The sequence below is a fragment of the Bacillus sp. YP1 genome (assembly GCF_000877815.1).
GTDB lineage: Bacteria > Bacillota > Bacilli > Bacillales > Bacillaceae > Bacillus > Bacillus subtilis.
Genome location: NZ_CP010014.1, coordinates 419878 through 438512 on the forward strand (window position 1 = coordinate 419878; position 18635 = coordinate 438512).

17 protein-coding genes are annotated in these 18635 nt (G+C 43.9%); 8 read left to right on the plus strand and 9 right to left on the minus strand.

Features of this window, described 5'->3' with window-relative positions; translation table 11 throughout:
- Positions 1–9: 9 nt before the first annotated feature.
- Positions 10–981, plus strand: coding sequence for an SPFH domain-containing protein (locus QF06_RS02015; RefSeq protein WP_003234032.1), 972 nt, complete (start codon positions 10–12; stop codon positions 979–981).
- A gap of 47 nt (positions 982–1028) precedes the next feature.
- On the opposite strand, the gene QF06_RS02020 is transcribed toward QF06_RS02015, so the two are convergent.
- The gene (locus tag QF06_RS02020; RefSeq protein ID WP_041851240.1) at positions 1029–2054 is read right to left on the minus strand and encodes a potassium channel family protein; all 1026 of its coding nucleotides are present in this window, start codon (positions 2052–2054) and stop codon (positions 1029–1031) included.
- 583 nt (positions 2055–2637) lie between these two features.
- On the opposite strand from QF06_RS02020, the gene iolT reads away from it, so the two are divergent.
- On the plus strand, positions 2638–4059 hold the full coding sequence (gene iolT / locus QF06_RS02025) for a myo-inositol transporter IolT (protein WP_038827713.1): 1422 nt from the start codon (positions 2638–2640) through the stop codon (positions 4057–4059).
- Positions 4060–4106: 47 nt separating this feature from the next.
- Here the strand turns inward: iolT and bdhA are convergent, their stop codons facing one another.
- A complete protein-coding gene (bdhA, locus tag QF06_RS02030) occupies positions 4107–5147 on the minus strand; it encodes a (R,R)-butanediol dehydrogenase (RefSeq protein ID WP_003234015.1) in 1041 nt (346 codons plus the stop codon).
- 437 nt (positions 5148–5584) lie between these two features.
- Between bdhA and walM the strand changes: the two genes are divergently transcribed.
- On the plus strand, positions 5585–5956 hold the full coding sequence (gene walM / locus QF06_RS02035) for a cell wall metabolism protein WalM (RefSeq protein ID WP_003234013.1): 372 nt from the start codon (positions 5585–5587) through the stop codon (positions 5954–5956).
- Between the two features lie 65 nt (positions 5957–6021).
- Positions 6022–7068, plus strand: a complete 1047-nt coding sequence (locus QF06_RS02040; protein ID WP_041851239.1) for a PD40 domain-containing protein — start codon at positions 6022–6024, stop codon at positions 7066–7068.
- 33 nt (positions 7069–7101) lie between these two features.
- On the opposite strand, the gene QF06_RS20860 is transcribed toward QF06_RS02040, so the two are convergent.
- The 7 genes from QF06_RS20860 to QF06_RS20865 all read right to left on the minus strand — a co-directional run bounded on the left by QF06_RS20860 (position 7102) and on the right by QF06_RS20865 (position 13085).
- Positions 7102–7260, minus strand: coding sequence for a hypothetical protein (locus QF06_RS20860; protein ID WP_015382979.1), 159 nt, complete (start codon positions 7258–7260; stop codon positions 7102–7104).
- A gap of 189 nt (positions 7261–7449) precedes the next feature.
- Entirely contained in the window at positions 7450–7659 is a 210-nt protein-coding gene (locus tag QF06_RS02050; RefSeq protein WP_003234008.1) for a cold-shock protein, read from the minus strand.
- Positions 7660–7741: 82 nt separating this feature from the next.
- Positions 7742–8557 carry an alpha/beta fold hydrolase gene (locus QF06_RS02055; protein WP_041851238.1) on the minus strand — a complete coding sequence of 272 codons (816 nt, stop codon included), beginning with the start codon at positions 8555–8557 and terminating at the stop codon, positions 7742–7744.
- Positions 8558–8569: 12 nt separating this feature from the next.
- Entirely contained in the window at positions 8570–9559 is a 990-nt protein-coding gene (locus QF06_RS02060) for a DUF4003 domain-containing protein (protein ID WP_041851252.1), read from the minus strand.
- A gap of 98 nt (positions 9560–9657) precedes the next feature.
- Positions 9658–11199 carry an outer spore coat copper-dependent laccase CotA gene (gene cotA, locus QF06_RS02065; RefSeq protein ID WP_041851251.1) on the minus strand — a complete coding sequence of 514 codons (1542 nt, stop codon included), beginning with the start codon at positions 11197–11199 and terminating at the stop codon, positions 9658–9660.
- Between the two features lie 151 nt (positions 11200–11350).
- Positions 11351–12712 (minus strand): GABA permease, encoded by a 1362-nt coding sequence (gabP, locus tag QF06_RS02070; protein WP_043940059.1) that lies wholly within the window; start codon positions 12710–12712, stop codon positions 11351–11353.
- A gap of 85 nt (positions 12713–12797) precedes the next feature.
- The gene (locus QF06_RS20865) at positions 12798–13085 is read right to left on the minus strand and encodes a hypothetical protein (protein WP_032726737.1); all 288 of its coding nucleotides are present in this window, start codon (positions 13083–13085) and stop codon (positions 12798–12800) included.
- Between the two features lie 73 nt (positions 13086–13158).
- Here QF06_RS20865 and mneS point away from each other — a divergent pair, with 73 nt between their 5' ends.
- From mneS to QF06_RS02090, 4 genes are all read left to right on the plus strand, one after another.
- Positions 13159–14031, plus strand: a complete 873-nt coding sequence (mneS, locus tag QF06_RS02075) for a manganese transporter MneS (protein WP_015382984.1) — start codon at positions 13159–13161, stop codon at positions 14029–14031.
- 150 nt (positions 14032–14181) lie between these two features.
- Positions 14182–15144: an AAA family ATPase gene (locus tag QF06_RS02080; protein WP_032726736.1), complete on the plus strand. Its 963-nt coding sequence runs from the start codon at positions 14182–14184 to the stop codon at positions 15142–15144.
- Positions 15144–16340 carry a DUF58 domain-containing protein gene (locus QF06_RS02085; protein WP_041851237.1) on the plus strand — a complete coding sequence of 399 codons (1197 nt, stop codon included), beginning with the start codon at positions 15144–15146 and terminating at the stop codon, positions 16338–16340. Before QF06_RS02080 ends, QF06_RS02085 begins: the two co-directional genes overlap by 1 nt.
- Positions 16341–16361: 21 nt before the next feature.
- Positions 16362–18575 (plus strand): DUF4129 domain-containing transglutaminase family protein, encoded by a 2214-nt coding sequence (locus tag QF06_RS02090; protein ID WP_041851236.1) that lies wholly within the window; start codon positions 16362–16364, stop codon positions 18573–18575.
- Positions 18576–18635: the final 60 nt, after the last annotated feature.

An 18635-nucleotide genomic window follows, 5' to 3' on the forward strand; every position in this document is an offset into this window, starting at 1 on the left:
AGAGGCGTAATGTCGTTTTTCAGAAATCAATTAGCGAATGTAGTAGAGTGGGAAGAATTTAGAGATGATATGATTTTTTATAAATGGAACAATCGTGAAATCAAAAAAGGGAGCCGTTTAATCATTCGTCCCGGACAGGATGCTGTCTTTTTGAACAATGGGCGGGTTGAAGGAGTCTTTCAAGATGATGGCGATTATGATATTGAATCAGAAATTATTCCATTCCTTTCAACGTTAAAGGGCTTTAAGTTTGGCTTTAACAGCGGCATGCGAGCTGAGGTGCTGTTTGTCAATACGAAGGAATTTACCGTAAGATGGGGAACAAAACAGGCGATAAATATTCCGGCAGCGGGAATGCCAGGCGGGATGCCCATTCGCGCAAACGGCACATTTAATTTCAAGGTGCAGGACTATATCAGCCTGATTGATAAAATCGCTGGCGTGAAAGATCAATATTTTGTAGAGGATATTAAAACCCGTATCATTTCTATTCTGGATCAGCTTCTCATGAAGTGGATCACAAGAGAAGGGAAAGATATGTTTAATCTTCAAGCAAACGCTTTTGATATTGCCAAGGGAATTCAAGAGGACTTAGATATGCAATTAATAAGCGACGGGATGACGGTCACTGGTTTTCAAATCATGAGCTTTAATTACCCTCAAGAGGTTCAAGATATGATTACAAAGAACGCTTCCTACGGTATGGTTGGGGATGTGAACAGATACCAGCAAATATCAATGACGGATGGAATGGCATCCGGAAAGATGAGCGGAGGCGGAGCGGCTTCGGATATGGCTGGAATGATGATGGGAATGAATATGGCCAATCAGATGATGAACCAAATGAATCAGAATCAGCAGGCACAGTCATCAGGCCCACAGTCAACTGGCAGCGGAAGCAAACCGAATTTCTGTCCAAACTGCGGAACAAAAACGGGCGAAGCCAATTTTTGTCCGAATTGCGGCCAGAAACTTGTATAAGAATCATACAGTGAAAAGTCCGGAGTGATCAGACATTCCGGACTTTTTTATTTAGGAGAATAAGCGTTACCTATTGCTTGCTCCTGAACAGGCCATTTTCGAGCACCCGCTTGGATAATTCCCAGCAGCAATTGACGGCGTTCCTTTATTGAATTGACGGCAATTTGAAATGTTTGCTTTGATAAAGCGGGTATGCCTGATTGTTGAAGCTTTGAGATGTCTGGTTCCGGCGGCGCTTGTTCTGCAGGATGAATATAGGCAGTATGAACGGTATCCAGATAGTTTTTGATACTTGAGCGCGCTTCTTTGATATGAAGCTGATTCGGCTGATATTGTTCAGGAATTCCGTATTTGAAAATGGTTAGAGCCTCATCCAATACAGCAACAGCTATAATGGATGATTCCTGATGCTGCGTGCTGTGGTAAAAATGAAGGATGGGGAAGGCGTTATGCTGAGCGGTCAGCTTTCCCAGTTCTGATGAGGCAGCGACAAGAAGAAAATCAATGTCGTGAAAATCTTTGCCATTCCATGCATTATGGACGATTTCTGTTCCGTCATGCCCTAGACTTAATACACTTTGGGCAAAGGAACGTTTTTGATTAACCGCACTCAAGACGGAAATCAAATACGTGACAGAAAACGTGATGGTAAGCAGTCCTTGAGCTGTTTCAATAATCGTGACAAGCTTCCATAGGCCTCCGTTCGGAGCGAGGTCGCCATTTCCTAATGTAAACATGACATAGCCGGAAAAATAAATTCGGTCTGGCCAGGAAGCCGGTTCTTTTGATTGAGTTTCCATAAGTGAGTGAGGGTCACTCGAGTAAATCAAAACCCACCCGCCCCAAAACAGACTGATCCATATCACTAACGTCAGGCATAACAGCAGAGGACCAGCCATACTTAGAACCTTTGCGTGGTCACCGCTGATTTTGCGGCAGCCCTTCCACAGCCAGGCAGACAGGCATCTTGTGATCGGGCCTGCACCGCTCTCTAACCATAACGTGGTCCATAAAAAATCAATCATCCCCGCTGTCAATAATAAAAGGCCTGCAATGATATAACCCTCATTCATTTTGGTTGCCTCCCTTAAGCCAGCCTTCTTTTATTTTTCTTTTCTATTTCCTTTTATCTTGAGTCTGAAACAATTGAACGAATGTTTATTTTACAGAGAAAAGTAGGTGAAGTTACCCAACACTTACTCATTTATCGATATGAATAGAAAATCACAGGATTTTTGACTTGATTCACACATTTTCATGAAGAAAAACGTTCATTTTCCCCTTGAATTGGTGATTTTCCTTTTATAGATTAAAAAATTTTCAGAAATTTATATTGACTGAAAGCGTTTTTATAATTATGATAATATCAGATGTAACAAAAATATAACTATCATATCACTACAATTGAACTATCAAGTGACTATTAAATGCCAAATTTACAAGGTTATGCACAAAGAAATGACCATTTCTCTTTTAGTGAGAAATGAAATCGCTTCCATTGGGACTGACATGCTAAGAAGAAGGGAAGGTTATGAGGTTATTGGATAAAAACATGAACAACTATTTTCTGAAGCCTGCTTACAAAATGTGAGGAAGGCAGCAGCCCTGGAATAAATTTTTGACATACGCATTTTGAAAAAGACTGGGGGAAACAGTATGAATAAACAAGGCAATCAAATGTCATTTTTACGTACAATTATTTTAGTCTCCACTTTCGGCGGGCTTCTTTTTGGCTATGATACCGGTGTGCTCAATGGAGCTTTACCGTATATGGGAGAGCCGGATCAGCTTAATCTCAATGCCTTCACAGAGGGCCTTGTCACCAGTTCACTTCTTTTTGGAGCCGCGCTGGGTGCTGTGTTTGGCGGCAGGATGTCTGATTTTAACGGCCGCCGCAAAAATATTTTGTTCCTCGCTGTTATATTTTTCATTTCAACGATCGGGTGTACGTTTGCTCCAAATGTTACGGTCATGATTATTTCCCGTTTTGTGCTTGGTATTGCGGTTGGGGGTGCATCCGTAACGGTGCCTGCCTATTTAGCAGAGATGTCTCCTGTGGAAAGCAGGGGACGGATGGTGACGCAGAACGAATTGATGATTGTATCAGGACAGCTTTTGGCCTTTGTTTTTAATGCAATCCTTGGAACAACAATGGGAGACAACTCCCATGTGTGGAGGTTCATGCTGGTCATTGCGTCGCTTCCAGCCGTGTTCCTGTTTTTCGGCATGATCAGAATGCCCGAGAGTCCCCGCTGGCTTGTTTCGAAAGGGAGAAAAGAAGATGCTTTGCGTGTTTTGAAAAAAATCAGGGATGAAAAGCGGGCAGCAGCTGAGCTGCAAGAAATTGAATTCGCTTTCAAAAAAGAAGATCAGCTTGATAAAGCAACGTTTAAAGATCTTTCAGTCCCATGGGTGCGCCGTATTGTGTTTATTGGATTAGGGATTGCGATTGTACAGCAAATTACAGGTGTTAATTCGATTATGTATTATGGGACTGAAATTCTAAGAAATTCTGGTTTCCAAACGGAAGCCGCTTTAATCGGAAATATTGCGAATGGCGTGATTTCGGTATTGGCAACATTCGTCGGAATCTGGTTGCTGGGAAGAGTGGGGCGCCGGCCGATGCTGATGACAGGCTTGATCGGTACGACAACAGCGTTATTGCTAATCGGGATATTCTCACTTGTACTTGAAGGATCACCGGCACTTCCATATGTAGTCCTGTCATTAACGGTCACATTTCTTGCTTTTCAGCAGGGCGCCATTTCACCAGTGACTTGGCTGATGCTATCTGAAATTTTCCCGCTTCGCCTTCGCGGACTGGGAATGGGTGTTACGGTATTCTGTCTGTGGATGGTGAATTTTGCAGTCAGTTTCACGTTTCCAATATTGCTGGCAGCCATCGGGCTGTCCACAACGTTCTTTATCTTCGTTGGATTAGGAATTTGCTCTGTCTTGTTTGTGAAGAGGTTTTTGCCGGAAACGAAAGGGCTTTCGCTTGAGCAGCTGGAGGAAAACTTCCGGGCTTATGATCACGGCGGGGCAAAGAAGGATTCTGGGGCTGAAGTGATTGGATAATTAAAAAAAGAATCCGCACCCGAGTGCGGATTCTTTTTGGTTTCAAATTAGTTAGGTCTGACAAGGATTTTGACTTGGCTTTTCTCTTTAATAAGAGCCCCGAAGCCTTCCTCGATCAAATCATCTAGTACGATTTTTTTCGTTACGAGTTTGTCGGCTGAGAAATAGCCTTCTTTCATTAATGACAATACAGCCGGGAAGATGTCGCGGTATCCGATAATTCCTTTTACTGTACGTTCTTTGATTACGATATCGTTCGGATGGATTTCAGCACCTTTTTCCCAAATGCTGACGATGACGGTTTCACCGGCAATTGTAGTGGACTGGATGGCTTGTCGTAACACCACTGGGACACCCGTGACTTCGAATGCTACGTCAACACCGCCTCCTGTACGTTCTGCAATCTCAGCGACTACATCGTCTGTTTTAGACGGATCAACGATGATCGCGCCAAGCTCCTCAGCTTTTTGCTGGCGTTCAGGAGAAAGCTCAACAGCGTAAATATCAGTTGCACCGGCAGCCTTCAGCGCTTCAATGACAAGAAGTCCGATCGGGCCGCAGCCGAATACAGCCGCTTTGTCGCCTGCTTTGAGTTTGCTTGAGCGGACAGCGTATAGAGCAACTGCAGAAGGTTCAACGAGCGCGCCTTGTTCATATGATAATTCATCAGGAAGTTTGAACAAAAGCTCTTCATCTACAGAGACGTATTCAGAGAAACCGCCGCCTCCGCCGGCTAAGCCGAGGAATCCCATTTGTTCATCAAGGTTGTAGGCGCCTTGGTGGCCGTGTGTAGCAAAAATCGGCTCGACTACGACGCGGTCTCCAACTTTATAATTTTCAACGCCTTCTCCGACTTCGACAACTTCACCGGAGAATTCATGCCCCATTGTGACAGGTGCCGTTTCATTTGTTAATGGATGCGGTTTGTCAACCGGAATAAAGATCGGGCCGCCCAGATATTCGTGTAAATCACTTCCGCAGATGCCGCACCATTTGACTTTGATCTTTACTTTTCCCGGCTCCGTTTTTGGCTCTTCGATATGTTCAATACGGATATCCTTTTGGTTATGCCATCTTGCTGCCTTCATGGATTACCACTCCTATAGCTTTTGATGTGAGTAATTCCGCACCGGTCAATATGAACTGTTCACAAAATCGCCATTTTTAAAACCAAAAAAGAAATGAAATTTTTATATAATATAATCTACGTTTTTTTGAAAAAAGAAACTTTGAAGAAAAAAGGGTCTCGCACACTCTTTTTTCTTTATATGAGAGTATCAATCGTTTACATAGCTATGAATTTGGTTTGAACAATACGGTAATGGTTCGTTCATATTGAATGCGACAACTACTCTATCAATAATTATAACGCTAATACTGCTATTATAATAGGATAATCTTCCATGGTTTAATTTAACAGAGGTAACTTTTTTGACTTTGTAACATTACTGTAAGGATATTGAAATAAAAAATAGCTGGTTGATCGTGTATAATCTTCCTAGATGTTAACAAACAGGGGGACGAAATGTTGAAGAAAGTCATTTTAGCCGCTTTTATCTTAGTAGGAAGTACTTTGGGAGCTTTTAGTTTTTCATCAGATGCCAGTGCGAAACATGTGAACGGAAATATTACTTGGTATAATGGAGTCGGGAAAAAAGGCTCTTCAGGTAAGAAACTTGGACATTGGGATTGTGCGACCAAAATCGGATTTGATGTTCCTAGAAACGGGACAAAAATCAGAGCTTATGCAAAAGCGAAGCCTAAAAAGGTGATTACGGTTTATAAAAATGATGTTGGCAGAATGCCTAATGCAGTGCTGGATGTTAGCCCTAAAGCCTTTAAAGCGCTTGGATATCCATTAAGCAAAGGTAAAGTAGCGGGGCATTACAGCTATTAATGTACATATATAATCTGGAAAGCAAGAAGTCACATTCTTGCTTTTTCTATTGGTGGAGATAAAAGATGAAAAAAAGAATCATATTATTGTTAGCAGTGATAATAGCGGCAGCTGGCGCGGGGGTTGCGTTTTATGTTGCAAAGGATAAAGGCCATGAGAAGGCTGCTGATGTTTCAGTCAATACCGAAAGCGGTGAGGAGCTGCTGGTTTCAATTACAGATACGGATCTGCTGACAAAGTATTATGAAAATGACAAGGTGATCCATGAGGAGAAGCTGACCAGCTATCCGGCATTTGCCTTGGATCAAAAACAGCAGGTGCTCTATTATACGGGCAATAATGAACAGAATGAAATGAGGCTTTTTAAACTGGATCTAAAGTCTAATAAAAAGACGGTGCTTTATAAAGGCGCGGAGAGTGCGGACAGTTTGTTTTTATCTAAGGACCGTTCAACCATCTATTTCCGCTTAGGAAAAGCGGACGAAAGCAATTTTCGGATCGCCGCTTTTGATCTGAAAACGAAAAAGTACAAAAATCTTTATCCTGCCGCTAATGATCAGGATAACACCGTCAGCAGCTTCTTTTATAACCAAAAAAACGATTCATTTGCATTGCTTCATTATTCTGTAGAAGAAGACTACAAGAAAACAGATGAAGCAAACGAAAAGGGCATCGACCCTGAACCGACAACGATTCATTTTGCGGAAGGCCGTCAACATAAATTTAATGAGCTGAAAAGCCTGAACCAATTTATCAGCGATATTGCTGTTTCTGATGATGATAAACGTATTTTATTCACATCATATACGCAAAAAGGAACGGAGCAAACCGCTTCTATTCAAATGCTCAATGCGGATACGAAAAAATATGAAAGCATCATCTCAAATCAGAAATCATTTAAGCTGTTAATTGACGCACAGCCTCAGTTTTCTAAGGATGGGAAGAACATTTATTTTCTTGCCGAAGCCAAGGGGGCTAAAAAGCTGAAGGACGAAACAGGGCGTGAAGCTAAGGTGCGGACGATTTATTCCTATAGCCTTGAAAATAAGACCTTCAAAAAAGTATGGGAAAATCCGAACGGCATCATCAACAGCTTTTCTGTGATTAACTAATAAAGACCACTCGGCATGAGCTGAGTGGCTTTTTTAATGGATGAGGTGCAGGGCTAATGATCCGAGCCATTTAAAGATATGAATCAGAGGGACCGACAAAAACAGAAGTTCAACATAGAAGTTCATTGCAACATTCAGCTTTTTGAACGCAGCTCTTTTTTTCAAGTCTTTTTGCTGCTGGTTTGAGATCACGTTATCCCTCCTCTTATATCCATATTATACCATTAAAACAGACAAAAAAGCCCTAAACGTTTACAGTTTTGGGCTTCTTTCTTCGTATTTGGCCTCTTGCAATAAGAGGCTTTTATTCTGAAATATAGAATTTTGTCTCCGTTCGGGGTTTGTTTGCTTGCAGGAGACTGCATTTGTTATAGGGAAGAACTAGCTTGTTTTCGTTTGGCTGTTGTTTTGGAGATTCACTAATGAACGGATGCCGTCGACCATTTTACTTCCGCACAAAGGGCACAATGGCGTATCACTGCTGGCGAAGTTTTTTCGGGTCCAGCCATTACAGTCTTCTTTTGTGCATTCCCAAGTACTCACATCTTCTTTTGGCAGCGGTTCTTGATTTCGTTTGTTATAGTAAGACATAAAGTCACTTCTTCCCTCATGTATTTTACTGCACATTTCTTATTGTCTCATACTTTTCCCTAATCTCCTAATTCCTTTTTCTTTATGACTTTCCAATAACCCCATCTAAAAAGGAGAGGAGTGTGCTGTTAAAAGCATCTGGCTCTTCTAAAAACGGGCAATGGCTGCTTTTAGAAAAGGTAACGAGTGTCGCGTTTGGAATATTGCTGCGCAAGTGTTCTCCAGCTGCTGTAGAGAAAAATTTCTTGTCTTCCCCGAAGCACAGCAATGTCGGCACATTGATGTTTTGGAGGGTGCCCCGGTAATCAGCGGCCGTTTGGTTAAATAAAATCGTGCTAGAAATGGCAGCCGGCTGTTTGAGGATTTCTGCCAGCATCCATTCTGTTTCGGTCTCGGCAGGCGGTTCTGCGAACATATTCTGGATGAAGCTTTCGTAGAAAGGCAGCGGGTCAGTTTGAATGGCGTGCATCGCTGTTTTTAAGCCGTTAAAATCAAATGGACCGTGTTCCCAGCCCTCCCATTGATAGTCGGAAGCGGATTGATCGATGATCACAGCGGCTTGAATGTTATCATTCCCAAATTGATTGAGATAATCCCATACGACAAAAGCGCCCATTGACCAGCCGGCAAGAACGACATGATCAAGCTCCATTACATTTAGAAATTCCCTTATGTCACGGGCATATTGGGAAATGGTGTGGCCGTGAAGCACTTTGTCAGATTCGCCGTGTCCTCTAAGATCAAGACGAATACATTGATAATTGGCAGAAAGCGCCGAAAATTGTTTGTGGAAAAATTGTCCGCTCATCAGCACCCCATGTATAAACAGGATCGGCGTCCCGCTCCCGTGTGTTTCATAGTAAAGGCGTGTCTGATCTTCTAATGTGATGTATGGCATGTTTCTCCTCCTTTAGTTTCCATCATGAGTATGGCTGGCTGCTGTTGAGCTGATGATGGCAGCTATCGCGGCTGCCTGCTGCGCTTGAATGACTGTTTCGATAGAGGTGTATAGTCCTGATTCCATCAGCAGATTTTTCTCCATATGCTCACTGAGATAGAGGCTGACAGCAATTTTAAAATTCATTTCCTTTTGCCGTTTAAAAGCTTTTTCCTGGTTTAATTCGTCAGTGATGCACAAAACGGTTTTGATATCTGGCTCTTCCAGAAATGTGAGGAGAGCAAGGTCTGGATAATGATAATCCTTTGGTTTTTTGACAGATTCAGTGATCGATTGATATATCTGTTTGCAAGCGGAAACAATCATTTCGGGCTCTTTTTCACTTTGCAAGGCCAGAATATGGCTGACCTGATGTAAGTACTGTCCTTTTTTAAAGCCGTTGGCTGCCAGCAGCTGATAGCATGTTTCCGCCTTCTGTAGCGCCTGCAAACCTTCTCCGTTTTCTCCAAGCAGTACGGCAAGCGGAACATTCTGAGTTGAAGTGAGGAAATAATGATTTTTCTTCATCTGCTGATAAACTGCTAGCCCCATGTTCATCTGTTCTTTTTGGTTTGTCGTTTCAGATTTGCCGGTGAGCAAGATCAGAGCGGAAAGGTATGTGAACATATCCCGCTTATATCCTAGCTTCACCATTTCATTGTATACATCGATAAAAGTATGAAATGTTTGTTTTGCCTCATGCTGAAAATGAATGTCCAGAATAGATGCAACAGTAAAGCGGTGGTGTGAATTGAGTGTTGAGAAGCTGCCGATGTTTGATTTGATATAGCTGCTCAAATCATAAAAGCGCTGAAAATCAAACTCTCTTTTATTCACAATATATGCAGAAGAAATGAGCATTAATATCTGATCGTGTGAAACTTTCCATTTTAATTTTGATTTTAATTCAGCATAAATGGAAATGTATTGCTTTATTTTTTCATGTAGGTTGTGTGTCAGCATAAAAAGCAGCTCCTTTTTGCTGTTTTTACGTAATACGATAAATAGGGCCAAAGGTTTCATAAAGAAAAAACTTGCCTGCTAGAGGCAAGTTTGTCGGATTATTTATGGGGATCTGTTATATCCATCGGTCTCATCATGTCATAGTCTTCATGCTCTAGAATATGGCAATGCCATACGTATCGTCCGCTGTACGGACCGAATGTCGCCGCGATTCTCAGGACTTCACCTGCATGCGCTTGAATGGTGTCTTTCCAGCCCTTTTCACTTGGCGGCGGCGGGACAGCCGGACCGGTATAGGACAATTCCCCGCTTTCTTGATAACGGGCGATATCAAACGGCCGCCGGTCTAATACACGGAAGGAGACTAGATGCAGGTGGATCGGATGTGTTCCGCGTGTCGGGTTGATAATGGACCATATTTCAGTAGTGCCGACTTTTGGTGCTTCTGTGACGGGATCGTGCCAGCGTTTGTTATTAAGCAGAAGGACAGGTCTGCCGTATTCGTCCTGGGTGCCTGCCAGTTTTAACGTTCTGATGTTTTGTATTCTTTCATGCTGTACCGAAGGGTATGAGGCGAGGTACTTCGGCTTTCTGCTTTCGTCTTTTTGTGCCAATGGTTTTGTGACTCTGAATTGCATGATATTCGCATCTGTTTCAGGATTGACGTCACCGCCGCAGCCCGCGCTGTTTGCCAAAATGATCGATTCTCCTTCATACGCTGTGAAGTCAATGATGATATCATAACGTTCAGCAGGCGCAAGGCTGAAAGAATTCAGTTTAACAGATCGCGGCAGGAGCCCTCCATCTGAACCAATCTGAATAAACTCTCCGCCATTATCGAGTGACAGGTTATAGGTTCTTGTATTGGAGGCGTTGATGACACGGAATCGGTATTTCCTTGGCTCGACTTCCAAGTATGGCCATACCTTCCCGTTGACGAGTATGGTTTCTCCGCAAAAAGCCGGAACGATTGAGGGATTAGGCAGTGACGGAGAAGGGTTTTCCGGTGCGCTCGGATAAAACAAAGAACCGTCCTCATTGATCGTGCGGTCTGTGATAAGAAGCGGCACATCGTATTCGTCTGAAGGCAGTTTTAAGCGTTTTTCCTTTGGGTCATGAATGATATAAGCACCGACAAGTCCGGCATAGACATTTAGCCTGGTGAGCGCCATGGCGTGATCGTGATACCACAATATAGCCCCGCGCTGCTGGTTTGGATAATGATAAACCTCTCTTTTGAAATAAGGTCCTGTTTGTTCAAAGTCTTTGGAAAACCAAGCCTCCGGATACCCGTCACTATCATCTGGCGTGACGCCGCCGTGTAAATGAACAACAGTCTTTACCTCGGGCTCTTCATGCTGGCTATCACTGTGATGAATGGTGTGATCAATCGGAAGGAAATGCGTGGAAGGTAGGTTATTCATCCATTTTACATATACGTTTTCATTTCTTTTAACCTCAATGGTCGGCCCCGGAAATAAGCCGTTGTAGCCCCACAGGTGGGTTGGAGGGAGATCGCGATGGAGCTGATGGGTGCATTCCTCCATGGTGACTTCGTAGTATGTTTTTTCTTTTGATTGCTGTACTGGCTTTAGTGTATCTGGGATTGGGAGAGCATCCACAAATTTTTCAAGTGTCATTTTCATCTGTCCTTATCTAAATTTTCCAAATTGGTACTATAGTTAATGACAATAAGGACGTGATGGTTACAAAAAATCTTCGTGCTGCAGACTGCCCGAGAAAGAAAATAACAAAATCCTAAACGGCAGGCCGTTTAGGATTTGATCAGCATTAAGGCAGGATATCGGGCTGCTGCTGTGTGACTGGGTTGGCAGCCGCTTTCTCGCTCACCTTGCGTTTTCTGAACACAAGGTAAGAAATCAGAACGATTCCCGTGATGACGCCTGTCAGCAGCAGCTCGTCTCTCATGGAATCAATAAACGCCATGGACACTAAAATTCCGCAAATGGCGAGGATGGTCAAGTAGGTTAGGAAAGGGAAGAGCCACATTTTGATCTTCAATGCTTCTGGGTTTGTTTTTTCGAGTTTTTTCCGCATTTTCAGCTGGGAAACTGCGATGACAAGATAGACGAGTAAAGCGATTGCGCCTGATGAGTTGACTAAGAATAAAAAGACGGTATCCGGTGAAAAATAGTTCATTACGACCGCGATATAAGAGAAAAATGTCCCGGCCACAATGGCTTGTACGGGAACGCCTTTTTTGCTCAATTTCATAAAACGGCGCGGCGCTTCGTTTCTTTCTGCAAGTGAATACAGCATTCTGGATGTGGTGTACAAACCTGAATTCAGGCAAGAGAGTACGGCTGTGAGGACGATAAAGTTCATAATCTGTGCGGCTGCGGGCACTCCTATATGCTCAAGTACAGCGACGAAAGGGCTTTCTAAAATATTTGCTGAATTCCATGGCAACAGCGCTACGACAATGGCGATTGAGCCCACGTAAAAGACGATGATGCGCCATACAACGGATCTGGTGGCTTTTGTCACAGATTCGATCGGGTTGGATGTTTCCCCTGCTGCAATGGCAACGATTTCAGTTCCCATAAAAGAGAAGATGACAACGACAATGCCGAGCAAAACGGAGCTGATGCCCTCCGGGAAAAATCCGCCTTTGCCTGTAAGATTCGAAAAACCGACTGGCTCACTGCCCGGTGCAAAGCCAAAAATAAAGGCAAAACCAACGATTAGAAAAGCAATGATAGTCACAACTTTAATGAGGGAGAACCAATATTCAAACTCACCGAAAGACTTAACGGAGTAGACGTTTGTCAGGGTGAGCACAATGGTCAAGATCAAACTTGTCAGCCACAGCGGAATATCATGGAACCAGTATTGAATAATGCCAGCACCGGCAATGGCTTCGATCGCGATGACGATCACCCAGAAAAACCAGTACAGCCAGCCGATTGTAAATCCTGCCCACGGTCCGATGGCGTCGTGAGCGTATTGAGAAAACGATCCGCTCGTCGGGTTTACGGCAGACATCTCACCGAGCATTCTCATAATAAAAATCACCAATAATCCGGCTAACGCGTAAGAAACAACGGCACCCGGACCGGTCGAGTGAATCACTGAACCGCTGCCTACAAATAGGCCGGCTCCGATTACACCGGCAATCGAAATCATTGTCATATGGCGGGGCTTTTATTTCTTTTTTAATCCTGATTGAGACTGGTTCATAAGTTACCTCCTTTTAAAATGCAATCATTACTGAATATTATGATAATTGAAACTCTATCATAAATATACAGTTTGTCGAAAATTCGTGTAAGAAAATATACCAGCTTATTTCAAATTTGTAGTGTTTTGTTTGCGCTTTCAGCGAATGTGTGGAAAAAATGTTTCGTTTTTTATTTGCTGTGTGATTTTGTGTACTATTTACAATTCGATAGAATGCGAGAAGCGCTGGTGTCATTGGATCTGATGGGCTTTTTGGCGGAGCAAATAAATTGGATGAGAGAAAAAGTGTTCCATCGTCACTATTTTTCTGTGGCGGGTGAATCATGTTTCTGTAGACCCACTGCGGATCAGCTTTGTAAGATAATAATAGGAAAATGTGAGCGGGGAGGAGGTTTTGTATGGAGAGATATGATGAACTGAAAAAGGGAGAATCCGGAGCGCTGGTCAGCATTGCCGCGTATCTAGTTCTTTCCGCAATTAAACTGATCATCGGTTATCTTTTTCACTCGGAAGCACTTACGGCAGACGGATTAAATAACACAACTGACATTATTGCTTCTGTTGCTGTGCTGATTGGCCTGCGCATCTCTCAAAAGCCTCCTGATGAAGATCATCCATACGGCCACTTTCGAGCGGAAACGATTGCATCGCTTATCGCATCGTTTATTATGATGGTTGTCGGCCTGCAAGTGCTGTTCAGCGCCGGAGAATCTATTTTTTCTGCTAAACAAGAGACGCCGGATATGATTGCGGCTTGGACGGCAGCGGGCGGGGCAGTCCTGATGCTGATCGTTTACCGGTACAATAAAAGGCTGGCCAAAAAGGTGAAGAGCCAGGCGCTCCTTGCTGCGGCTGCTGATAATAAATCAGACGCATTCGTCAGTATCGGCACATTTATCGGCATTGTAGCTGCTCAATTCCATCTTGCTTGGATTGATACGGTCACTGCGTTTGTGATCGGTCTGCTTATTTGCAAGACCGCATGGGATATTTTTAAAGAGTCATCTCACTCTTTGACAGATGGATTCGACATAAAGGACATTTCCGCTTATAAACAGACAATCGAAAAAATCTCCGGTGTGAGCCGTTTAAAAGACATAAAAGCAAGATACTTGGGCAGTACGGTTCATGTTGATGTGGTGGTTGAGGTATCGGCAGATTTAAATATTACGGAAAGCCACGATATAGCCAATGAAATTGAGCGGAGAATGAAGGAGGAGCATGCGATTGATTATTCGCATGTTCATATGGAGCCTTTAGAACACAAATAATTGAGCTTCCTGCCACAGGAAGCTTTTTTGTGTGTTTTGGCCAGCTTTATTGGAAACAATTTGCTAGAATCGTTTTTTTATACAGATTGCTTTTTGTGGTAAAGTTAGGTTACATTATGATGAATTTTGTAGATGATTAGGAGGAAAAGAATGGCATATCAAGAAGACCTGCATCCTTTGCTGGGGAAAGCAGTTGAACATATTAATAGAGTAATGGTTGGAAAACGAGACATCGCCATACTCAGCTTAGCAGCCCTTCTTGCCAAAGGGCATGTGCTGCTTGAGGATGTACCCGGAGTCGGAAAAACGATGATGGTCCGCGCGCTGGCAAAGTCAATCGGCGCTGATTTCAAAAGAATCCAATTCACTCCGGATTTGCTGCCATCTGATGTAACAGGGGTATCTATCTATAATGCGAAAACGATGGAATTTGAATATCGTCCCGGCCCGATTATGGGAAATATCGTGCTGGCCGATGAAATCAACCGTACCTCTCCGAAGACACAGTCGGCTTTGCTCGAAGCGATGGAAGAGGGGAGCGTCACGGTAGATGGCCATACGATGCAGCTTGCCGATCCGTTTTTTGTGATGGCAACGCAAAACCCGGTCGAATATGAAGGAACCTATCCTTTGCCGGAAGCCCAGCTTGACCGGTTTTTATTCAAACTTCGGATGGGTTATCCGTCCTTTAATGAAGAGCTTGACGTCTTATCTCTTCAGGAAAAAAGCCATCCGATTGAGACGCTTGAGCCGATTATTGCAAAAGAAGACTTCATCCGTTTACAGCGGGAAGTGCAAAATGTCCGTGCTGATAACAGCATTAAGGAATATATCGTTGAAATTGTGCAGAAAACGAGACAGCATCCTTCTGTTCAATTAGGCGTCAGTCCGCGCGGCTCAATCGCCCTCATGAAAGCGGCACAGGCATACGCGCTGCTGCATCATCGCGACTATGTCATACCGGATGATATTCAATATTTAGCTCCTTTCACGCTGCCGCACCGGATGATGCTTCATCCTGAGGCAAAATTTGAAGGGATTCAGGCAGAAGCGATCGTAAGGGAGATCATGTCAGCTGTGAAGGTGCCGGTTCAAAGGTCGTCGGTCCGCTGATGAATAAGAAATGGCAATGGCTCGTATATGGTTGGAAGCTGATTATATTAACTTTATTGACGGCTGCTGTTTTTTCTTATGCGATGTTTCAGGGCGGCTTTGTCAGCTGGTTTTTGTTTTACGCGTTTCTCCCTTTTGTCTTGTATGCCGGGCTGTTGGCCTTGTATCCGCTCCGTTCTTTTCAGGCTTCAAGGCAAATGGATAAAACACAATTGCATGCGGGGGACAGGCTGGGCGTAACGGTTACGCTGAGAAGAAAGCTGCCATTTCCCCTGATGTATATGGTGATTGAAGATTGCCTGCCAGAAGGTATCGCGTCATTAAATCGAGACGGAGCCGCGGCCAAACGGCTCGTTTTTCCTTGGTTTAAACGGAGCATAACGATGTCGTATGAATTAGCTCGGGTACCGCGCGGAGAGCATCACTTTCATTCTGTCAGGGTGCGAACCGGGGATGTTCTTGGCTTGATTGAAAAAACTGCATTTTTTGAGCTGGATGATACCCTGTTTGTTTATCCATTCTATCAGCGTTTTTCCTATCAGGTGAATGAGAGGCATCAGGAAGACGGTGTAAGCGGTTCTTCTCCAATTCATGAGCACCATTCCTCAGTCGCAGCAAGTGTGCGGAATTATCAGCCGGGAGACCGGTTTGCTGCGTTAGATTGGAAGACTTCTGCACGGCGGAGCCAGCTGATGACGAAGGAATTTGAGCCTTCTCGCAGCAAAAATCTGTTTCTGCTGATGGACCGTTTTTCCTCTGACGCATTCGAAGAGGTCGTTTCAGTGACAGCTTCGATTCTTTATTCTGTTTTAAAAAACGGCGCGGGCGCTGGCCTGGCTTCCATCGGGAAGGAAAAAAACATTTTCCCTATTCAGGAAGGGGATCAGCATTTTAAGCACATGCTTCGGCATTTAGCCATCGCTCATTGTGATGCGGCAGACCCGATAAGCCGATATGCACGGGAAGAGCTGGGAAAGCCATCTGTTCGCCAAGCTGATCAAGTTGTTGTCACGGGACAGTTAACGGAAGATATGCTGCACCTCGCAGAAATAGGAGGCGGCCGGGTTACGGTGATACTGGCAAAAGAGAAAGATGCTGAGCTCTCTCAAGCTGAAAATGCCATGATTGAACGCATGATGAAACGCCAAATCAGAGTTCGGGTCATGAGGGGCGGGCGAGTTTCGCGTGTTGTTTAGAAAGAGAGGTGACTGGTTCACATGCCGCACGATGATCACAAGGGAAGCCGTTTGAGCTTGCTGTTATTTTATTTTCTGGCTTTTTTATTGCTGTGGGAGTGGCTCAGGCCGCTTGACAGTTTTACTGAAACGAAACATACAGGCTTTTTTAGTGTCTTTATCGGTTTGACGTTTCTGCTGACTTTTTTCAGGATGAGGTGGTTTGTCACCGTTCCTTTTTGTGTCATATTTACATTGATCTCGATACACATCCTGTTTTATCAAGGATCTATATTCGACTTGAGCTGGGTCAGCTCTTTTTTGCAGGATGTCTATCTGAATATCACGTTGATTCAATCTGGGCAATGGAATGACATGATCCCTTCATTTCGGACCCTGCTGTTTTTTGTGCTGCTGTGGCTGCTGGTCTATCTCCTGCATTATTGGGTGATTTACCAGAGAAGAATTTTGTTTTTCTTTTTGATGACAGTAGCGTATATTACGATTCTTGATACCTTTACGCCATATGATGCCACTTTTGCCGTCATCCGTATCGTGCTGATCGGCTTCTTTATGCTGGGCCTTTTATACTTGGAACGCATTAAGCTGATGGAAAGAATCACACTGCCAAAAACATCTGTCCTGAAATGGTTTCTTCCTTTATCTGTATTGGTTTTGGCTGCAACGGGATTCGGACTCGCCGCTCCAAAATCAGAGCCGGCCTGGCCTGATCCGGTGCCTTTTCTTAAAAAAATCACTCATCAAGACCGCGTGTCTGCAGGGGAAAGCAAAATCGGATACGGGAATCATGATGAATCACTCGGCGGCCCGTTCCAGCAGGATGCTACACCTGTTTTTACATGGCAGGGAAAAGAGCGTACGTATTTCCGTGTGGAAACGAAGGACACGTATACCGGAAAAGGCTGGATTGAAACAGACACAGGCATGTCGTATCAGCTTAGCAATGGAAAAGTTGAAAATCTGTGGTTTGACCATAAGGTTGCGACAGAGCGCCGCACCGTCCGTGTAAAAGTCGATAAGCACTACGGGTATAATCATCTGATGTATCCGATTGGTGCGGAAACCATTCAGCCAAAGCAGGCTGTCTCACTTGAAATGAACGGCAACACGGAGCAAATTTCTCCGATCAGTGAACAAGCCGGTGAAATCAGAAATATGGGAAATTATACTGTAACGTACAATTCCCCGGTCTATAAGCTGGATGAACTGAGAAAGGTAAAAGTGAGAAAAAACAGTGAGGAATACACATTCAGCGATCGCTACATGCAGCTTCCAGATTCACTGCCAGAGCGGGTGAGAACCCTTGCGATCAAACTGACTCAGGATCACGACAATATGTTTGATAAGGTGAAAGCGGTTGAGGACTATTTAGGGTCAAATGCGTTCACCTATGAAACAGAAAACGTGACCATTCCTAAGAATGATGAAGATTATGTCGATCAATTTCTCTTTGAAACGAAAATGGGTTATTGTGATAACTTTTCTTCCGCCATGGTGGTGCTCTTGCGCTCGGCCGGCATTCCGGCCCGCTGGGTAAAGGGTTATACGTCCGGCGAATACAAAGAAGCAGGGAACAAAAATGGCAGCATTTACGAAGTGACAAATAACAATGCCCATTCCTGGGTAGAGGTGTATTTCCCGGAACAGGGCTGGGTTACATTTGAGCCGACTAAAGGGTTTACAAATCCGGCTCAATTTACTTCTTCTGACACAAAGGACTCCGGCAGCGATAACAGCAGCTCGCCGAAGAAAGCACAAGAGAAACAGAAAGAAGAGAAAAAACAGCCGCAAAAAGAAGAAAAACAAAAGGAAAAACGGGAGCCAGCTGTTTCTAAAAAGCCGTCCGCTTCGCATACTAATGCCGATGCGGGCTTGTATGCAACGCTTGCGGTTCTTGCAGTCCTCCTGGTGGCAGCTGTATTGCTGTATGTTTTCCGCTCGTTATGGATTCCTGTTTTCGCCGTGAGGAAATTGAAGCGGCGCAGCGATCAGCACGCGTTTTTTGAGGCATATGACGCGCTGCTGAAACAACTGAAGAGAAAAGGGCTGCCGAAACGAGGCAGTGAAACGCTGCGTGATTATGCAAAACGAATCGATGAAAAATACGACATAGAAGACATGTCAAAGCTGACATTAAGCTATGAAAGGGCGCTTTACAGAAATGAAGATTCTTCAGCGCTTTGGAATGATTCCAGAGAGTTATGGGAAAATTTAATTAAAAGAAGATGGTCTTGACCGCTTATCAACGTGTTGTTAGAATTAGTGAATATTATCGGAGTCTGGGAGCGAGTTGGC